The organism is Paraconexibacter sp., assembly GCF_041602235.1.
Taxonomy (GTDB): Bacteria; Actinomycetota; Thermoleophilia; order Solirubrobacterales; family Solirubrobacteraceae; genus Paraconexibacter.
Genome location: NZ_JBFIGP010000002.1, coordinates 12,899 through 31,597, shown reverse-complemented (window position 1 = coordinate 31,597; position 18,699 = coordinate 12,899). Strand labels below are relative to the sequence as shown.

Genomic DNA, 18,699 nt, shown 5'->3' with positions numbered 1-18,699 from the left:
CAAGTCGTTAGGATGCGTGACGATGCTTCGCAGCGACTACGACGGCCAGACCTGCTCGATCGCCCGCACGCTCGAGATCGTGGGTGAGCGCTGGACGATGCTCGTCCTGCGCGACGTGTTCCTCGGTCTCCGGCGGTTCGACGAGATCCAGAGCGACCTCGGTGTCGCGCGCAACACGCTCACCAACCGCCTCGACAAGCTCGTCGACGCCGGCATCCTGGAGCGCGTGCCCTACCAAGAGCGCCCGGTCCGCCACGAGTACCTGCTGACGGAGAAGGGGCTCGACCTCTGGCCGGTCATCGTGTCGCTGTTGCAGTGGGGGGACGAGTACGCCCCCAGCGATGCCGGGCGCCCGGTCCTGTTGCGTCACCGCGGCTGCGGCGGCGAGCTGGACCGCCACCGGGTGTGCACGACCTGTGGCGCTGCGCTCGGGCCGCGCGATGTGGAGGCACTCCCGGGGCCGGGCGTGAGCCCCGACCACCCGCTGATGGTCAGGCGTGCACAGGCGGAGCAGGCGAAGGCGCGGGCGGTCCGCTGAGACCGGTCTCCTCGTCCGCGTCCGCCACCCCGCTCACCGCGGTGACCGGCATCCGGGTGCGGAGGTTCAGGACCACGATGGCGCTGAGGACGAGCGCGCCGCCGAGCAGCTGCACCGGCGTCAGCGCGTCGCCGTAGATCGACATCGCCAGCGCGACCGTCACCACCGGTTCGAAGGTGGACACGATCGAGGCGGTGGACGGTCCGACGCGCGCCATGCCGCGGAGGAACAGGGTGACCGCCGCGACCGTCGAGACCAGGGCGATCGCGACGATCCAGCCGAGCGCGTCGACGGCGGCCCCCGGGTCCAACGAGCCGGAGGCGAGGCCGGCCGCGCCGAACGTCACCGCGGCACCCGTGGTGATGAGCGCGGACAGCACGAACGGGTCGGCGCCGCTCGCCGCTCGGTCGGTGCACAGGATGTACGTGGCGTACGCCGCCGCGGCGCCGCACGCCATGGTGACCCCGAGTCCGTCGAGGTGGCCGATCCCTCCCCCGAGCAGTACGAGGGCCCCGCCGCTGGACGCGGCGCCGAGTGCGGCCCAGGTCCGCGCGGTCGGCGTCTCGCGGCCCGTGGCGAGTGCGCCGAGCACGACGAGGACCGGGTGCAGGTACAGCAGCAGCGCCACCAGCGACGCGTCGATGCGGGTCAGGGCGCCGAAGTACAGGCCGGCCTGCGTCGCGTAGCCGACGGCGCCCAGCAGCAGCCCGGCCTGCACCGTCGCCCGCGAAGGGCGCCCCGGCCGCAGCACGGCGACGATCCCCCAGAAGACGAGGGCGGCCAGCAGGAAGCGCGCTTCGAGCAGCGAGGTGACGCCCAGGCCGGTCGCGTAGGCCTCCTTGGCGAACACGGCCATGCAGCCGAACGCGACGGCCGAGCCCAGGACGAGGACGAGCCCCGTCACGTCGGCGCCGCCATGGTGGCGGGACGGGGAACGGGGCTCGCGCGGCACGGCCGGGTGGGTGGTGGTCCGGCGGGTCGGGGTGGGGCGGGTCCTAGATCTGGCGGCCGCCGTCGATGGGCCGGGAGTCGGTGCCGTACCGGGAGGCGAGGGCATCGAACACTCCGACCACGGCGATGGGGGCGGCGATGGCGAGGAGGGAGAACATGGGGTCAGAGTAGAACCCGTGTTCCCCCCGCGCTAGCCTATATGTGTTTGAGCAACCATAGGTTTTGCCTTGACCCTGCAACAGCTCCGGTATCTCATCGCCGCGTTCGAGCACGGGTCGTTCTCCGCCGCCGCGGAGGCGCTCTACCTGTCGCAGCCCTCCCTGAGCGAGCAGGTTCGGCGGCTGGAGGGCGAGCTGGGCGTCGAGCTGTTCCACCGCGTCGGGCGCGGGCTCGTGCCGACGGTCGCGGGCATCACCCTGCGAGATCACGCGGTCAGCGTCCTCGCAGCGGTCGAGGAGGCGCGCGAGTCGGTGTCCGCCGTGCGCGAGCTGCGCGGCGGGACCGCGACCTTCGGCACGTGGGGGACCGCCCGCTACTACCCCGGCACCGAGATCGTCGCCGACTTCCGTGAGCGCTACCCAGGCGTCCGCGTGCGCATCGTCGGGCAGAACTCGACGGAGGTCGTCGCGATGGTGCGCTCCGGGGAGCTGGAGGCCGGCATGATCGCGTTGCCGATCGACGACCGGGGTCTCGAGGTCCGCCCGATGATGGACGACGAGCTCGTCTTCGCGAGCGCCCGTCCCGAGCACCTGCGCGGTCCCGTCACGATCGAGGACGTCGCGTCACATCCCCTGGTGCTGTCGGAGTCCACGTGGGGCGCAGAGGACCCGACCCGTCGGCAGCTCGTGGAGCAGGCGCAGCGCGCGGGTGTCGACGTGGATCCCGAGATCGACGTCGAGGACATCGAGGCCGCCCTGGAGCTGGTCTCGCTCGGACACGGTGCCACGATCGTCGCCCGGGGCATGCTGCACGGACTCGGCGACCGCGTGCCCGAGAACCTCGGCTGGGTGCCGTTCGCGGAGCCGTTCTACGACACCTTCGCGTTCATCCACCGACGGGGAGCGCGGCTGTCGCCGGCGTCGCAGGCCTTCCTCGACCTGGCCGAGGTGCGGCTGGACGCCCTCGCCCGGACGCTCCAGGCCAGCCCGCCGCGCCGGCGTGCGGCGAAGGGGCCTCGCCCGCACCGCAGGTGAGCCTGCTGTCGCGTTTTGGTGGCGGCGCTTCGGGTATCCGCGGAGTGAACGGACGAAACCCTCGACGAAGGAGGAGACATGGCAGACAAGGCTCGCGACGTGATGAGCGACGACTGCACCTGCATCGACGAGAAGGCCTCGATCCTCGAGGCGGCCAAGCTCCTGCGGGAGCGAGGCGTGGGAGCCCTCCCGATCTGCGGCGAGGACGACCGGCTGAAGGGAATGCTCACCGACCGTGACATCGTCGTGAAGGTGCTGGCCGAAGGCCGAAGCCCCGGCGCGACCGTGGCGGGGGATCTCGCCCAGGGCAAGCCCGTGACCATCGGCGCCGACGACTCCCTCGAGGAGACGATGCGCACCATGGCCGAGCACAAGGTGCGACGTCTGCCGGTCATCGACGGCCACCGGCTCGTGGGCATCGTGGCCCAGGCCGACCTCGCCCGGGCGCTGGACCCCGAGCGCTCGGGAGAGCTGCTGGCCGCCGTCTCCGAGTGACGGTGACCGGGCGGGCACGCCCCGGCGTCAGTCGCGCCGGGGCGCCGCGGTCCCACCGCGCAGCGCTCGCAGCAGCCGGTCGCTGACCTTCGGGGAGAGGTTGTGCAGGATCCCGAGCGCGCGCACGAGCGGTGGGAAGGTGAGGCTGCGGTCGTCCCGCTCGACCGACCGCACGATGCGCTTCGCCAACTCGGAGGCGGGGGCCGCGTCCGGGCCGCCCCGGTACCAGTCGGGCATCGTGTCCTTCTCGTGGTCGTGCAAGGACGTCGCGATCTCGCCCGGGTAGACGGTCGTCAGGGAGACGCCGGTCCCGCTGAGCTCGTGCCGCAGCGCTTCGGCGAACATCCGCTGCGCCGCCTTGGTGGCGCCGTAGACGGCGGCCCACGGGAACGAGCGCAGGGCGGCGCCGGACGAGATCACCACGATGTGGCCTTGGGCGGCATCGAGCATGTGCGGCAGCCCGTGGTGGACCGTGTAGAGCGTCCCGTACCAGTTGATCTCGGTCATCCGCTTGGCGTGCTCGAGCGGCTGGTCGCGGAACGGGCCGTAGTGGGTGATGCCCGCGTTGGCGACGAGCAGGTCGATCCCGCCGGCGAGCTCGACGAACCGGTCGACCGCGGTCCTGACCGCGGCCTCGTCGGCGACGTCGCACTCCAGGACGTGGTGGGTGCCCGGGAGGGTCGCAGCAAGCTCCTGCAGCTCGTCGGTCGAGCGCGCGGCCAGGCCGAGGATCGCGCCTCTTGACGCAAGTTCGACGGCCAGCGCGCGTCCGATACCGCGCGAGGCGCCCGTGATGAACGCTCGCGTGCCTGTTCTGATCTCCATGCGCGGAGCCTACGCGGCGACGCCGCGCGCGGACGGTACGATCGGGGGAATGAGCGCTCCGCATGCCACCGTCGCCGAGGAGGAGTACCTCCAGACCCTGTTCTGGCTCCACGAGGTCGGCCTTCCGATGACCGGTGCCAACGTCGCCCGTGCGATGCAACTCAGCGCGCCGACCGTCCACGAGATGATCGGGCGACTCGAGCGGGACGGCTACATCGAACGGGCCGCCGACAAGGTGATCAGCTTCACGCCCACCGGGCAGGAGCACGCGGAGGGCATCGTGAGCCGGCACCGGCTCATCGAGCGCTACCTGACCGACGTGGTGGGCGTGCCGTGGGACGACGTGCACGAGGAGGCCGAGCGCCTGGAGCACGCGATGAGCCCGAGGTTCGAGGCCTACATGCGCCGGGCCATCGGTGACGCGAAGACCTGCCCGCACGGGCACCCGATCGAGGTCGGCGACCGCGGCGAGGCCGTGCCGCTGGCCGACGTGGAGGTCGGGGCGAAGCTGTGCGTCGTCCGCTTCGAGAACGAGGCGGAGGACCTGCTGCACTACCTCAAGGAGTCCGGGCTCGAGCCGGGGCTCGCGGGGGTGCTCGAGGAGAAGGACGACGAGGCGGTCGTCGTCCGGGCCGACGGGGGCGCGCGGTGCGTGGTCACCGCGTCCGTCGCCGAGACGATCAGCGTGACCGCCGATCCCAGCCCGCCCCCGCGGACCGCGCTGCCCGACCAGCTGGTCCTCGCGAAGGACCGCTGGGGCATGTAGGACGGTCCGGCGGGCGCTCCCGTCGGACCTCAGGCCTTCTTCACGACACTGGACTTCAGCTGCATCGGGCCGAAGCCGTCGACCTTGCAGTCGATGTCGTGGTCCCCGACGCCGTCGACGAGACGGATGTTGCGGACCTTCGTGCCGACCTTGATCGGTGCAGAGCTGCCCTTGACCTTGAGGTCCCTGATGACCGTGACCGTGTCGCCGTCGGCCAGCACGTTGCCGACCGCGTCGCGGATGACGCTCGCCTCGGCGTCGTCGCTCTCGGCGGCCTCGGGCGACCACTCATGCGCGCACATCGAGCAGACCTGGAAGCCGTTGAGCTCGTAGGTGTACTCGCTGGCGCATTCGGGGCAGACGGGTGCTGGCTCGCTCATCCGCAGGACTGTAGTGGTGGGACCGTTCTCCACCACTCATCGCGGCCGGCGTCCGATCAGTCCGCAGTGGGGTCCGGAACGATCCGGATGTACGGCTTGGGCTCCTGCCAGCCCTCCGGGTACTTCTCCTTCGCCGCATCGTTGGTGACCGACCCCGCGATGATCACGTCGCCGCCGGGCTGCCACTGCGCGGGCGTCGCGACCTGGTGCTCGACGGTCAGCTTCAGCGAGTCGATGACCCGCAGGACCTCGTCGAAGTTGCGGCCCGTGGTCATCGGGTAGATCAGGACGAGCTTGATCTTCTTGTCCGGGCCGATCACGAAGACGTTGCGAAGCGTCTGGTTCTGGGCCGGGGTCCGCTGGGTCGGGTCGCCCTCGACGTCGGCGGGCAGCATCCCGTAGGCCTTCGAGACGGTGTGGTCGGTGTCCGCGATGATCGGGTAGTTCGGCGCGGTTCCCTGGGTCTCCGCGATGTCCTTGCTCCACTCCATCGAGCCCTCCACCGGGTCGGTGGACAGGCCGATGATCTTCACGCCGCGGCGATCGAACTCGGGCTTGATGGAGGCCATGTAGCCGAGCTCGGTGGTGCACACCGGGGTGAACGCGCGCGGGTGCGAGAACAGGACGGCCCAGGAGTCGCCGATCCAGTCGTGGAAGCTGATGGGACCGTCGGTGGTCTCGGCGTCGAAGTCGGGGGCGGTGTCGCCGATCGTGAGGCTCATGAGGTGGAACTCCGTGCTTGGGGATCGAATGACCGATTACCGATCAGGATTACCACTATAGCGCGGGGCCGATGTGGCCCAGCGCGACGACCTGTCGCTGTTCAGAGCGAGCGATACGCGTCGGCGAGGCGCTTCACACCCTCGTCGATCTGGTCTGCCGTGACACCCGAATAGGCCAGGCGCAGCGTGTTCTGCCCGCCTTCCATGAGGAAGTCGGTGCCCTTGACGAAGGCGACGCCGCGCTCGGCGGCGGCGACGAACAGCGCGTCGACATCGGTGCCCTCAGGCAGCGCCACCCACATGAAGTACCCGCCGTCCGGGGCGACGAACTCGGCCTCCGGCAGATCCCGCTGCAGCGCGGCGGTCAGCAGGTCGACGCGCTCGGCCAGGGCGGCCTTGACCGTCGCGATCGACCGGTCGAGCCCGCCGTTCACGCAGAACGCGTGGACGATCGACTGGGCGACCTGGTTCGGCGAGATGTACGTGTTCGTCGCGCGCTTGGCGATCGCGGCGATGATGTCCGTCGGGCCCACGAGATAGCCGACGCGGATGCCCGGGCAGACGGTCTTGGAGAACGACGAGGCGTAGACGACGTGCTTGGTGTCGGCGCCCCCGTCGAGGTCGAGCATGGTCTCCAGCGACTCGCCGCGGAACCGGATCGCCACGTACGGGTCGTCCTCGAAGATCGTGAAGCCGTGCTCAGCCGCCAGCGCCAGCAGGGCCCGGCGCTTCTCGAGCGACAGCGTGTAGCCGGCGGGGTTCTGGAAGTTGGGGATGATGTGGGCGAGCGTCGGCTTGACGCCCGACTCGAGCAGGGCCTTCAGCTCGTCGGTGTCGATCCCGTCGGGCTGCAGCGACACCATGCGGACGTCGGCGCCGCGTCCCTTGAGCGACAGGAGCGTCCGGTCGTACGTGGGCTTCTCGACGATCACCGGCTTGCCGGGTTCGACCAGCTCGTCGAACAGGAAGGCGTCCGCCTGCATCGAGCCGTTGGTCACGAGCACGTTCTCGGGGGCGACGCCATGGCGCTCGGCGATCCACTTGCGCAGCGGGACGTAGCCGACCGACGTGCCGTACGCGGTGGTGCCGGCCGGGTCGTCGGTGAACGCCTGCGCGGCGGCAGCCTTCAGGCCCTCGATGTCGACGATGTCGAGCGACGGCGCGCCGCGGGCGAAGGAGATGGTGTCGGGCATGCCCTGAACCCTACGCATGTCGCGCGCCGTGGGAAGCGCAGGGGGCGGCCCGTCGCTCCGGGACCGCCTGACGCTCAGTTGAACGTTCACGTACAGTAGGACGATGACCTCTTCCTCGTCCCCGGAGCAGGCCGACGCGATCGTCGTCGGTGGCGGTCTCGCCGGCCTCGTCGCCGCCGCGGAGCTCGCCGACGCGGGCCGCCGCGTGATCATCGTCGACCAGGAGCCCGAGGCGTCCTTCGGCGGCCAGGCCTTCTGGTCCCTCGGCGGTCTGATGTTCGTCGACAGCCCCGAGCAGCGCCGGATGCGCATCAAGGACTCGGTGGACCTCGCCTGGCAGGACTGGCTGGGCACCGCCGGGTTCGACCGTGAGGAGGACGCGTGGCCCCGCCGCTGGGCCGAGGCGTACGTGCACTTCGCGGCCGGTGAGAAGCGGTCGTGGCTGCACGACCAGGGCATGCGCTGGCTGCCGAACCCGGGGTGGCCCGAGCGCGGCGGGTACCACGCCGACGGGCACGGCAACTCCGTACCCCGGTTCCACATCACCTGGGGGACGGGCCCCGGGGTCGTCGCGCCCTTCGAGCGGCGTGTCCGCGACGCCGTCGCACGGGGACGTATCGCGCTGCGCTTCCGCCATCGCGTGACCGGCCTGACGGTGACGGACGGGACCGTGACCGGGGTGACGGGCGAGGTGCTCGCGCCGTCGGGCGTCGGCCGCGGAGAGGAGAGCTCGCGGGAGGTGGTCGGGGCGTTCGCGCTGGAGGCCCAGGCCGTGATCGTCACCACCGGTGGGATCGGCGGCAACCACGAGCTCGTACGGCGCAACTGGCCGGCACGGCTCGGGCAAGCGCCGAAGTACATGCTCTCGGGCGTGCCCGCCCACGTCGACGGCCTGATGCTCGGCATCGCTCGCGACGCCGGAGCGAGCGAGATCAACGGCGACCGCATGTGGCACTACGTGGAGGGCATCCACAACTGGGACCCGATCTGGCCCAGGCACGCGATCCGGATCATCCCCGGGCCGTCGTCGATGTGGTTCGACGCGCGTGGTCGCCGGCTGCCCGGTCCGCTGTACCCCGGGTACGACACCCTCGGCACGCTCGACCACATCATGGGGACCGGGTACGAGCACACCTGGTTCGTCCTCACCCAGAAGATCATCGAGAAGGAGTTCGCCCTGTCGGGCTCCGAGCAGAACCCCGACACCACGTCCAAGAGCATCCGGGCCGTGCTCAAGGACCGGATCGGCAGCGGCCCGCCCGGCCCCGTCCAGGCGTTCATGGACAAGGGCGAGGACTTCCTCGTCGAGCGCGACCTCGCGCAGCTCGTCCGCCGGATGAACGAGCTGGTCGGTGAGGACCTCATCGATCACGACGATCTGCGGGCCCAGATCGTCGCGCGCGACCGGGAGCTCGAGAACCCGTACGCGAAGGACGGGCAGATCACCGCCATCCACGGGGCGCGCGCGTACTTCGCCGACAAGGTCACGCGGGTCGCCGCACCCCACCGGATCCTCGACGAGGACGCGGGCCCGCTCATCGCCGTGCGCCTCTCGATCCTCACGCGCAAGTCCCTCGGTGGCCTGCAGACCGACCTCGAGGCCCGCGTGCTGCGCCCGGACGGCGAGCCCCTTCCGGGCCTCTACGCGGCCGGTGAGGTCGCGGGCTTCGGCGGCGGCGGGATGCACGGGTACCGCGCGCTCGAGGGCACCTTCCTCGGCGGCTGCCTGTTCAGCGGGCGGGTCGCCGGCCGGGCCGTCGCGAGCGCCGTGGGGTGAGAAAAGCGTCGGGTCAGTCGGGCCAGATCTCGCCGACCACGAACTCCACGGAGTTGCCCGCCGGGTCGCGCACGTAGACCGAGCGCCCGCCGCGCGGCCAGGTCAACTCGCGCTCGACGCCCGCTCCGGCCTGCGCGCAACGCTCCACGATCGCCGGCAGCGCCGCATCGTCGACCGTGAACGCCACGTGACCCTGGCCGTGGGCGCCATGGGCGGGCACGTCCCGGCCCTCGGCGGCCGACAGGGCCGGATCGAACAGCAGCAGCACGCTGCCCGGCGCGACGCGCAGGCCCACGAACATCTCGCTCGGTCCGAAGACGACACGCAACCCGACCGCCTGCGTGTAGAACGCGGTGGCCGCGTCGACGTCGTCGACGTAGAGCACCGTCTCGTGGACGCCGGTCGGAGCAGGATCCGCCATGCACGGATTCTGCCGTGCGGCCGGCCCGCCCGCCGACGAACGCGACCGGTCGAGACGATGACCCGCGTGTCGGGCGCCCGATCCCGCGCTACGCTCACTGCGTATGGGGTTTCCGGTGCATTCGCTCTCTCCTAGCGAGCGTGCCGCCCTGGTGACGGCCGAGCACGAGGGCTACCCCTTCCTGGCCTACCGAGACGGGTTCGGCGACCTGCGGATCGTCCCGATCACCGACGCGCAGCAGGTGACGATCGGCCGGGCCACGGACAACGACGTCGTGATCGACGGGGATCAGCAGGTCTCGCGCGTGCATGCGGTGCTCGAGCACATCGGCGGCACCTGGGCGCTGCGGGACGATGGGCTGTCACGCAACGGCTCGTTCGTGGGCGGGGAGCGCGTGCTGCATCGTCAGCGGCTGGTGGACGACGACATGCTGCGGGTCGGCGGGACCGCGATCCTCTTCCGATGCCCGCCGCCGGTCACCGCGGACAGCACGCTGGCGACCAGCAGGGCGTCCGCCGCACGCCTCACCGAGGCCGAGCGGCGCGTGCTCGTCGCGCTGTGCCGTCCCCTGCTCGGTCCCGACACGTCGGCCGGCCCCGCGAGCAATCGCGAGATCGCCGCAGAGCTGGTGCTGTCGCTCAGCGGCGTGAAGTCGCACCTCCGCTCGCTGTCGGCGAAGCTCGCGGTGGGCGATCTTCCGCAGAACCGCAAGCGGGCGCATCTCGCGCGCCGGGCGCTCGAGGCCGGGATCGTGACCACCCGGGACCTCATGCCGCGATGACCGAGGACCGCACCGGCGCGCTGGTAGGCCCCTACCGGCTGGGCCGGGTCCTGGGGCGCGGAGGGATGGCGGTCGTTCACGAAGCCACGCACGAGACGCACGGCCGCACCGTGGCCCTCAAGCTCCTGAGCGGAGACCTCGCGAGCGATCCCGCCTTCGTCGAGCGGTTCCGCCGGGAGGGTCGCGCGCAGGCCGCCCTCGACCACCCGCACGTGGTCACGGTCTACGAGGCCGGGGCATCCGACCACGGTCTCTACCTCGCGATGCAGCTCGTCCCGGGCGCGACGCTCGCCGCGCTGCGGGATCGCGGGGTGCTGACGGTCGACCTCACGCTGCGCCTCCACGAGGAGGTGGCGGCGGCACTCGACGCCGCACACGCCGCCGGCCTGGTGCACCGCGACGTCAAGCCGACCAACGTGCTCGTCGGTCCTGGTGACCACGCCTACCTGGCGGACTTCGGCCTCACGAAGATCGGGGACACCGCAGGCCCCACCGTGACCGGCAGCCTGCTCGGCACGATCGCCTACCTCGCCCCCGAGGTGATCCGCGGGGAGCCGGCGACCGCCGCCTCGGACCGCTACGCCTTCGCCGCCATGCTCTACGAGTGCCTGTCCGGGACGCCCGTGTTCCCGCGAGCGACGCACGCCGCGCTGCTGTACGCGCACACCAACGAGCCCCCGCCGAGGATCTCCGCCCGACGCCCCGAGCTCCCAGCGGAGCTCGACGAGGTGTTCGTCGCCGCGCTGTCCAAGGCTCCCGCGCAGCGACCCACGACGGCGGCGACGCTCGTCGCCGAGGTGCGGCGGATCCTCGGCGAGCACGGCGCGCTCGGTCTCGGCCCGCCGGACCCGCCGCGACGCGACGGCGCGGGCGCCGACGTCACGGACCCGGGAGCGGCGGTCGACGGCGAGCGTCGGCCGGCCCGCGGACGTGGTCGTCGCCCACCGACCACCGTCGTCGCGGCGCTCCTCGGCGTGATCCTCGGCGGGGGCACCGTGGCCGCCCTGAGCGGCGATGACCCCCGACCGGACCCGGCGAGCGTCGCCGCGCTGCCCGGTGCCCGATTGCTCGGATCCGATCTCGCCGGGCCCGGGGAACGGCGGGACTGCCGTGGACGCGCACCGACGGGCACCTCGCCGGCGTGCACGATCCTCCAGGACCGGCTCTCGGACACGACGCTCGTCGTTCCGCGCGCCGGCGTCGTGCGCCGCTGGGGGGTCCGATCGGCCCGCGGCGAGTTCGCGCTGTCCGTCCTGCGCCGCCGGGACACGGGCTCGTTCCAGACCGGGCGCTCGCGCAGCGAGTTCGTCAACGACGGCGCACCGCACCTGTTCGCGACGGACCTGCCGGTGGAGGCCGGGGACCGGCTCGCGCTGGTGGTCGTGGGTGGCTCGGCGGTCGGTCTGCGGCCTTCGGCGGCGGGCCGGACCGCGACGTGGTCGCCGCCGCTGCGCGGCGACGTACGGCCATCCGCTCCCGGCCCCGCGGGCGAGCTGCTCCTGCGCGTCGACTACGTCCCGGGCGGCGAGCAGCGGCTCCCGCGGCAGGTCAGCGGCGCAGCGGCCGAGCGCCTGGCGGACGGCGACGTCGTCCTGCGACGTGTCATCCGGATGGACAACGGCGTGACGGTACGCCTGGAGGTGGTCCGGATCGGCGACCGCTACGCGCTCGACCTGCGGCGCGGCGGTCGCCGCGTCGCACGCATGGACGTGCCGGGGCTCGTCGGCGAGGGGCGGTTCGTCGACTTCACCGCGGTGGCCGACGACGACCGCGAGCAGTTCTCCGTCTCGATGGAGTGGATGGGGCTCGAGAGCGAACGCGTGATCTCGCACTACATGGAGGGCAATGCGAGCGAGCTCTTCTTCTACGACTGAGCCTCGGATCGAGGGATACCGGATCGTGCGCGAGGTCGCGCGCAGCACGACCGGGACCGCGATCTACGACGCCGTGCAGCTCGACCTGGACCGCCCGGTGACCCTCACGGTCCTTGCCCCGCACGATCCCCGGGCGCCCCGGTTCCGGGCGGAGGCCTGGCCCGAGCACCCTCACGTCGTCTCGCTGTTCGTGGCCGGGATGTCCGACGACCGGTTCTACATCGCCACCCGCCACGTCCCGGGGGCCAGCACCCTGCAGCGGCGCATCGCGGACGGCGCCGATCCCCAGGGCTGGCTCGACGAGGTGCGCGCGACGCTGGTGGCGACCGGGACCGTGCACGGGGCGCTCGAGGACGAGGTGTCGCTCGTGGTCGATGGTGCCGACCGCGTGCTCATCACCGGCTTCGGCCTCGCGCCCGCGGGCGCCACGGCCATCGACGACGTTCGCGCGCTCGAGCGCCTCGGGGAGCTCTCGGGCGTGGTCCGACGACCGCAGCGGCCGGTGCGCGGGCGCGTCGCGACGCTGATCGCGGGGGCGGCCGTTCTGGCTGTCGTCGCGCTCTGGCTCGCGGTCGGCCCCGGCGGTGGTGACGCCGCGCGCAGCGACCAGGCACCTGCGCCCGCGGGCACCCCCGGGGCGCTCGCCCTCGGGTCGAGCCTCGCGGCCGGTCCCGCGGCGACCGCCGACTGCGACGGCGAGCCGCCGAGCGGACGGTCGCCGGCGTGCACGCTCGTGCAGCGCGCGCTGCCGGGCCGCGCCGTCGTCGTGCCCCGGGACGGGGTCCTCGTCGCCTGGCACGTGCGTGCGGCCCGCGGCGAGGTCGCCCTGCGGGTCGTGCGGCCACGCGGGACGGGGAGGTTCGCCGTGGTCGGCGGGAGCGACCCCGAGACCGTCGATGGCACGGTGCGGACGTTCCGGACGGCCCTGCCCGTGCGCCGGGGGGACCGCGTCGGCCTCGAGCTGGCCCCGAGGGCGGCCGCCGGCCTGCGCACCGCCGTGGCCGCGGCCAGGACCTGGCGCTTCATCGGTCCGCTGCGAGCCGAGTCCCGGGCACCCGACCAGGTGGCGGTCGCCGGCCGCGACGAGGAGCTGCTGCTGCGCGTCGACGTCGTCCTGGGGCGCCGGCTCCCAGCGCCCACGCGGCTCACGGGTGCCGAGGCCGCGGTCGCGCGGCGCGGCCGGCGGCTGGACGAACTGCGTCTCGACGTGCGGGGAGGAGCCACCGTGACGGTGGCCGTGGTCCTCCTGCCGGCAGCGGTGGCCGTGGACGTGTTCGACGGGCAGCGGCGACGCGCGCGGGTCGTCGTCCCCGGCGTGGACCCGGGCGGTCGCCCGGTCCGGTTCACCGCCAAGGGCGAGGCCGATCTCACGCTCGGCTGGCGCAATCCCGGGGGGCGAAGCCTCGAGACCCGGTTCCGGGTGACGGCGGATTCCGTCGACCTGGACCGCTGACCTGTCGAGGGTCACCCGACTTCAGCCCTGGGGTTCCTTCCCGCGGCCCCGGGTGCGACCGAGACTCGGTCCGTGTCCGTCGCGAGTCCCATCTGGGTGCGCAGGATGCGTACCGTGCTGGTCGTCCTCTGCACGTCGGCTGTCATCCCCGGCGCGGCAGACGCGGGACTGGTGCAGGAGCCTGGCAGCCCGATCGCCGTCGGGACAGAGCCGCGGTGGGTCACCGCGGCGGACTTCAACGGCGATGGCCGCCCGGACCTCGCGGTGGCCAACGAGTCGTCCGCCTCGCCCGACGGGACCGTGTCGATCCTGCTGCGGCAGCCGCTCGGTGGGTTCACGGCGGAGGATCCGATCACCGTCGGCCAGCGCCCGGGCGCGCTGGCTGCCGCGGACCTCGACGGTGACGGTCGCCTGGACCTCGTGGTCGCCAACGCCGCGTCGAGCACCGTCTCCGTGCTGCTGCGCCGGGCCGACAACGCGGGGTTCGTCGCGGAGGGCGCGCCGCTGGCGGTCGGGACGAGTCCGCACGCCGTGGCGACCGGTGACGTCAACGGCGACGGCCGGGTCGATCTGGTGACGACCGGCTCCGCGTCGGGCACCGTCACCGTGCTGCTGCGCACCGCCGACAACGCCGGCTTCGCGGAGGAGCCGAGCTCACCGGTGCCGGTCGGCGTCAACCCGAGGCACGTGGCGCTGGCCGACTTCGACGGCGACGGACGCCTCGACATCGCGGCGGCCAACCGCGGGAGCGACGACGTCACGGTCCTCCTGCGCACGGCGACGAACGACGCGTTCGTCGCCGAGGCCGGTCCGCCGCCGACGGCCGGCGACGCGCCGGTCGGCCTCGTGGCGGGTGACCTCGACGGCGACGGGCGCCCGGACCTGGCGGTGACCGGCGAGGTCTCCGACGACGTGACCGTGCTGCTGCGCCAGGCGTCCGGCGGATTCGCCCCCGCACCGGCTTCGCCGCATCCGGTCGGCGACGCGGCCCACGGAGTGGCGATGGCGGACTTCGACGCGGACGGTCGCCCCGACCTGGCCGCGACCGCGTTCACGGGCAACCGCGTGACGCTGCTCCACGGCACGGGCGGCGGGGCGTTCGCGCAGGCCGCGTTCTCGCCGCTGCCCACCGCCAAGGGGCCGCTGGTCCCGGCGGCGGCCGACTTCGACGCCGACGGCCGTGTCGATCTCGCGATCCCCAACCAGGGGGCGCACACGGTGACGGTGCGGATGAGCCGGGCAGACACCGACCCGGCGCCCGTACCGGCTCCGGCGACGGGGTGCACACCGCCGACCGCCGATCGCATCGCGCTCTGGCGCGGGGAGGGCAACGCACGCGACAGCGTGGGCGGGCACGACGGGTCGCTCGAGAACGGCGGGGGGTATCGGGCGGGCCGGGTCGGACAGGCGTTCTCCCTGGCGGGCTCCGACGACTACCTCCACGTGCCCGACCGGCCCGACCTGGGCATCACCGGGGACCTGACGCTCGACGCATGGGTGCAGATCGACGACCTGAACTTCGGCGCCGCCGACCCCTACGGCGTCGGCGGGGACCGCGTGATCGTGGCCAAGCCCGACGCGACGGACAGCCAGGTCACGTTCGCGTTCTGGATCGAGGGCGACAGCCCGCGCACCGCCCAGTCCGCGCCGCTGGCGTTCGCCGGAGGGCCACGCAGCGACGCTTCCACGGTGGTGACGTCCGAGGCGCTCAGCTGGCAGCAGGACACGTGGTACCACCTCGCCGTGGTGCGCAGCGGCAGCACCGTGCGCTTCTTCCGTGACGGCCGCGAGGTCGGAGCCGCCACGATCGGCGGCGCGGCCCCGGCGACCGCGACGGCTCCTGTGGCGTTCGGTGCCTCGCCGTACGACACGACCATCTTCAACCCGCTGAAGGGCGGGATCGACGAGGCGCAGATCTTCACGCGGGCGTTGAGCGCGGCCGAGGTCAGCGCGATCCACGACGCCGCCACCGGCGCCTGCGAGACACCGACGCCCACGCCGACCCCACAGCCCGCGCCGTCCCCAGCGCCCGCGCCGTCGCCGGCCCCGGAGCCGCCCGCGACCGTCGTCTCGGCGCCGACCGCCGTCATCTCGCGGCCCGTCGTCTCGGGCAGCCGTGTCGTGTTCGACGCGAGCGCCTCGAGCAACGTCAGCGGGTATCGGTGGGATCTCACCGGCGACGGCAGGCCGGACGTGCACTGCGGCGACCAGCCACGGCTGACGACGACCCTCGGCAACCTGCCCGCCGACCGAAGGGTCCTGCTGGTCGGCGACGGACGGACGGGCACGAGCGACACCGCGACCGCCACCGCCCCACCCGTCCGCGGGCAGGCGTCACGTGCCCGCGCCGCTCAGCTGCGCACGTCGCGGTACGCGGACTTCGCGTTCTGCGACGGTGGCGGCCTGCGGGCGGACCTGACGGAGAACGGCGGCCCGCCCGCGGGCTGCAACCAGCGGGTCGTGTTCGGACTCGTCGAGGCCCAGGGGTGCCTGACCAAGGTCGCGTCGCGGGCGACGCTGTCCCCCCGCGTCATCGATGCGTTCCGCCGGGCCGTCGCGCAGGACGCCGAGCTGCAGCGCTACCTCGGTGGCGTCATCGCCGGCGGGACGGCGCGAGCGAGCCAGACCGCGACGACGAAGTCCATCGATCTCGAGGCGGCACTCGACCTCGGGGAGTTCTACACGTCGGACCGACCGGTCCGGATCAACGGCCTGGACTTCTATCCACGATCCGGCACGGACATCGTGCTCTCCTCCGTGATGCGGTACGTCATCGCCGAGAACGCCGCGGTACGGCTCGAGACCGCGCTCGTGCGCAAGCCCGGTTCGCTCGTCCTGAACGTCGCCGAGACGCGCGGCGAGGTCGATGTCGGCGAGGTGAACCTGGGTGAGACGAGCGTCGGGGAGGGCGACGTGCGCGCTCCGCGCCTGGGCGGGTTCCCCGTGGCGCCCCAAGCCCGGGTCACGTTCGTGCGCCTGGCCGACCGGCGCATCTCACGCATCGCGGGATACGTGAGCCTGACCGGGAGCAGCCTCAACCTCGAAGGGAACGGCGGGGAGCCGTCGATCGACGTCGAGCTGCAGGCCGACAACGATCGGGCGCTCGCCCAGTTGCCGCTCAAGGGGACGCTCGGGCCGGTGCGGGCCGGGCTGTGGCCGATCCGGCAGGGCGCGGTCGAGTTCCGCCCCGACGAGCCGGCCGGACTGCAGTGCAACCTCGACGCGCTCGGCACCGGCCCGCTGTGGACCATGGCCGGAGACCTGCTGCTGAGCCTCGCCGCCGACCTCGGCCTGCGCCTGACGCCGCCGCCTCGCAACGGGATCTGCTTCAAGAACGGGCGCTTCAAGAGCGCCGGTGGCGAGTACGACTTCCCGGCGCCCGGCCTGCCGGTCGGTCCCGGCATCCTCCTGGAGAGCATCGGGATGAACTTCCAGGTGGCTCCGTCGGTGCTGCGCGGGAACGCGACACTGAGCGGCGTCAAGATCTTCACGCTCGACGGCAGGATCCTCGCGGCGTTCCCGTCCTCCGGGGCGCCCTTCCGATTCGAGCCGGGGGACCTGCCGATCGTGCCCAAGGGGTTCGGTGGCGACTACGTCGACCCGGTGTTCGGGGTCGGCGGCGCGCTCGGCGTCCAGATCCCGCTGTTCGGCAACGTCCGGCTCGTCAACGCGGGCTTCATCTACGCCTATCCGGCGGCGATCGGCTTCGGCGCACAGCTGGCGAAGGAGAACGGCGACCCGCTGGACTTCCTGGGGGTCGTCCAGATCAAGGCCGATGTCCAGGGCGCGCTGAACTTCGAGAACGGACGCTTCAACGTGGTCGGCAGTGCCGAGGCGTGCATCGTCGACACGGTGTGCGGGGGCGGGATCGGTGTGTTCTCGAACGTCGGGCTCGGCAGTTGCGTCAAGGTCGGCCCCCTCCAGATGGGCGGCGGCATCCAGTGGCCGGACAAGGTGTTCCTGTGGCCGCTGGACGGCTGCAAGTGGACGCGCTTCACCGAGGAGAACGTTCGCGGTCGCGCTGCTCAAGCCGCTCAGACCTACCCGGTGACCGTCGCCGAGGCCGGACGGAGCCAGGCGATCGAGTTGCGGGGCGAGGACACCGCGCCGATCGTGCGCGTCGTCGGACCGGACGGCGAGACGGCGGAGTTGCCCGCGAATGCCAACCACGTGGCCGGCCGCCGGATCCGCATCATGCGCTCCGCCCGCCACAAGATCACCGTGGTCGGCCTGCAGGACCCGGTTGCGGGCACGTACCGGATCGAGCGGCTGCCGAACTCGGCCACGTTCAGCCGGATCGCGACGGCGCTCGACCCCGGCGCAGCGGGCGTGACCGCCGAGATCGACGACAGGTCGCTGCCGCGCCCGACGGCGAGCGCCGCGCAGGCCGGCACCCGCCGGACGGCGCTGCGGTACGCGATCCGCCGCCGCCCCGGTCAGACCGTCACGTTCCTCGACGGCGGCCGCATCCTCGCCGAGGTCCGGGGCGGCGGTCGCGGCACCGTGCCGATCGCCCTCCCGCAGGACGGCAAGGTCCACCGCATCCTCGCCCGCCCCGCGCTGAACGGCATCACGGTGCCGGGAGAGGATCGTGTCGTCGCTCGCATCCTCATGCGCCGGCCGCTGCTGCGACGCCCGTCGGGCGTGCGCGTCACGCGGCGGGCCTCGACGCTCGTCGTCCGCTGGCGCGGGAGCGCGTCCCGGCACGTCGTCGTCCTGCGCGAACGCGGCGGTCTGGCCCGCTCGGTCATCACGCGCCGCCGCACCCTCCGGCTGCGCTCGTCACCGACCCAGAGCGGGTCGGTCCTCGTGCGGGCGTTCGGGGACGGCGGTCGCCTCGGGCCCGCGGTGCGCGTGCGGTTCCGCGCCGTGGCGCGCCCGCGGACGCGCTTCCTGCCGTACTCCGTGCTCTCGAGGGGGCGGGGCCGCTAGAGGCACCGTGGTCCCGGCGTCCGGCTCAGTCCCGCCGCGGCGGCGTGGCCATCACCTCGACGCGGTGGCCCGCGGGGGACACGACCTGGGTGCGCGGCGAACCCCAGTACTCCTGTCTCGGCGCCGCCTCGTGACCCGCGGCGCGCAGCGCCGCCACGATCTCGTCGAAGCGCCACCCGGCGACCACGGCGACGTGCCCGGTGTCGGGTACGGCCGGGGAGTCCGACCACAGCAGATGGATCTGGAACCCGGCCGCGTCCTCCACCCACCGGGAGCGCTCACCGAGCGAGGGCTCGGGCGGCGCGACCTCGGCGAACCCGAGCAAGCCCCAGAACGCGACCTCGGCGTCCGCTTTCTCCGCCCGGATCTCGAGGCCGACGTGCTGGATCACGCCGCGA

The 18,699-nt window shown here is 72.8% G+C and carries 16 protein-coding genes; 9 read left to right on the top strand and 7 right to left on the bottom strand.

Going from position 1 to position 18,699, the window contains the following annotated elements:
• Positions 1-22 precede the first annotated feature (22 nt).
• Positions 23-538 carry a winged helix-turn-helix transcriptional regulator gene (locus tag ABYE80_RS00315; RefSeq protein ID WP_372787762.1) on the top strand — a complete coding sequence of 172 codons (516 nt, stop codon included), beginning with the start codon at positions 23-25 and terminating at the stop codon, positions 536-538.
• Here ABYE80_RS00315 and ABYE80_RS00310 read toward each other — a convergent pair.
• A complete protein-coding gene (locus ABYE80_RS00310; protein ID WP_372787761.1) occupies positions 492-1,442 on the bottom strand; it encodes a DMT family transporter in 951 nt (316 codons plus the stop codon). The two genes, ABYE80_RS00315 and ABYE80_RS00310, sit on opposite strands and share 47 nt — an antisense overlap.
• 274 nt (positions 1,443-1,716) lie before the next feature.
• Here ABYE80_RS00310 and ABYE80_RS00305 point away from each other — a divergent pair, with 274 nt between their 5' ends.
• Positions 1,717-2,682, top strand: coding sequence for a LysR family transcriptional regulator (locus tag ABYE80_RS00305; protein WP_372787760.1), 966 nt, complete (start codon positions 1,717-1,719; stop codon positions 2,680-2,682).
• A gap of 78 nt (positions 2,683-2,760) precedes the next feature.
• Positions 2,761-3,177 carry a CBS domain-containing protein gene (locus ABYE80_RS00300; RefSeq protein WP_372787759.1) on the top strand — a complete coding sequence of 139 codons (417 nt, stop codon included), beginning with the start codon at positions 2,761-2,763 and terminating at the stop codon, positions 3,175-3,177.
• Positions 3,178-3,204: 27 nt separating this feature from the next.
• On the opposite strand, the gene ABYE80_RS00295 is transcribed toward ABYE80_RS00300, so the two are convergent.
• Positions 3,205-4,002 (bottom strand): SDR family NAD(P)-dependent oxidoreductase, encoded by a 798-nt coding sequence (locus tag ABYE80_RS00295; RefSeq protein WP_372787758.1) that lies wholly within the window; start codon positions 4,000-4,002, stop codon positions 3,205-3,207.
• 49 nt (positions 4,003-4,051) lie between these two features.
• Between ABYE80_RS00295 and ABYE80_RS00290 the strand changes: the two genes are divergently transcribed.
• Positions 4,052-4,768, top strand: coding sequence for a metal-dependent transcriptional regulator (locus ABYE80_RS00290; protein WP_372787756.1), 717 nt, complete (start codon positions 4,052-4,054; stop codon positions 4,766-4,768).
• Positions 4,769-4,797: 29 nt separating this feature from the next.
• Here ABYE80_RS00290 and ABYE80_RS00285 read toward each other — a convergent pair whose 3' ends face one another.
• The 3 genes from ABYE80_RS00285 to ABYE80_RS00275 form a co-directional block, all read right to left on the bottom strand.
• Complete coding sequence (locus ABYE80_RS00285; RefSeq protein WP_372787754.1) at positions 4,798-5,148, bottom strand: zinc ribbon domain-containing protein YjdM; 351 nt, start codon at positions 5,146-5,148, stop codon at positions 4,798-4,800.
• 56 nt (positions 5,149-5,204) lie between these two features.
• Positions 5,205-5,870, bottom strand: coding sequence for a peroxiredoxin (locus ABYE80_RS00280; protein WP_372787752.1), 666 nt, complete (start codon positions 5,868-5,870; stop codon positions 5,205-5,207).
• A gap of 101 nt (positions 5,871-5,971) precedes the next feature.
• Positions 5,972-7,063, bottom strand: coding sequence for a PLP-dependent aminotransferase family protein (locus tag ABYE80_RS00275; RefSeq protein ID WP_372787751.1), 1,092 nt, complete (start codon positions 7,061-7,063; stop codon positions 5,972-5,974).
• Between the two features lie 103 nt (positions 7,064-7,166).
• Between ABYE80_RS00275 and ABYE80_RS00270 the strand changes: the two genes are divergently transcribed.
• A complete protein-coding gene (locus tag ABYE80_RS00270) occupies positions 7,167-8,840 on the top strand; it encodes an FAD-binding dehydrogenase (RefSeq protein WP_372787750.1) in 1,674 nt (557 codons plus the stop codon).
• A 13-nt stretch (positions 8,841-8,853) separates the two neighbouring features.
• Here ABYE80_RS00270 and ABYE80_RS00265 read toward each other — a convergent pair whose 3' ends face one another.
• Entirely contained in the window at positions 8,854-9,261 is a 408-nt protein-coding gene (locus ABYE80_RS00265; RefSeq protein ID WP_372787749.1) for a VOC family protein, read from the bottom strand.
• A gap of 115 nt (positions 9,262-9,376) precedes the next feature.
• Here ABYE80_RS00265 and ABYE80_RS00260 point away from each other — a divergent pair, with 115 nt between their 5' ends.
• From ABYE80_RS00260 to ABYE80_RS00245, 4 genes are all read left to right on the top strand, one after another.
• Entirely contained in the window at positions 9,377-10,042 is a 666-nt protein-coding gene (locus ABYE80_RS00260) for an FHA domain-containing protein (protein ID WP_372787748.1), read from the top strand.
• The gene (locus ABYE80_RS00255; protein WP_372787747.1) at positions 10,039-11,916 is read left to right on the top strand and encodes a serine/threonine-protein kinase; all 1,878 of its coding nucleotides are present in this window, start codon (positions 10,039-10,041) and stop codon (positions 11,914-11,916) included. Before ABYE80_RS00260 ends, ABYE80_RS00255 begins: the two co-directional genes overlap by 4 nt.
• A 25-nt stretch (positions 11,917-11,941) precedes the next feature.
• On the top strand, positions 11,942-13,369 hold the full coding sequence (locus ABYE80_RS00250) for a hypothetical protein (protein WP_372787746.1): 1,428 nt from the start codon (positions 11,942-11,944) through the stop codon (positions 13,367-13,369).
• 72 nt (positions 13,370-13,441) lie between these two features.
• Positions 13,442-18,301 (top strand): FG-GAP-like repeat-containing protein, encoded by a 4,860-nt coding sequence (locus ABYE80_RS00245; RefSeq protein ID WP_372787745.1) that lies wholly within the window; start codon positions 13,442-13,444, stop codon positions 18,299-18,301.
• 25 nt (positions 18,302-18,326) lie between these two features.
• Here ABYE80_RS00245 and ABYE80_RS00240 read toward each other — a convergent pair whose 3' ends face one another.
• On the bottom strand, positions 18,327-18,692 hold the full coding sequence (locus tag ABYE80_RS00240; protein WP_372787744.1) for a VOC family protein: 366 nt from the start codon (positions 18,690-18,692) through the stop codon (positions 18,327-18,329).
• Positions 18,693-18,699: the final 7 nt, after the last annotated feature.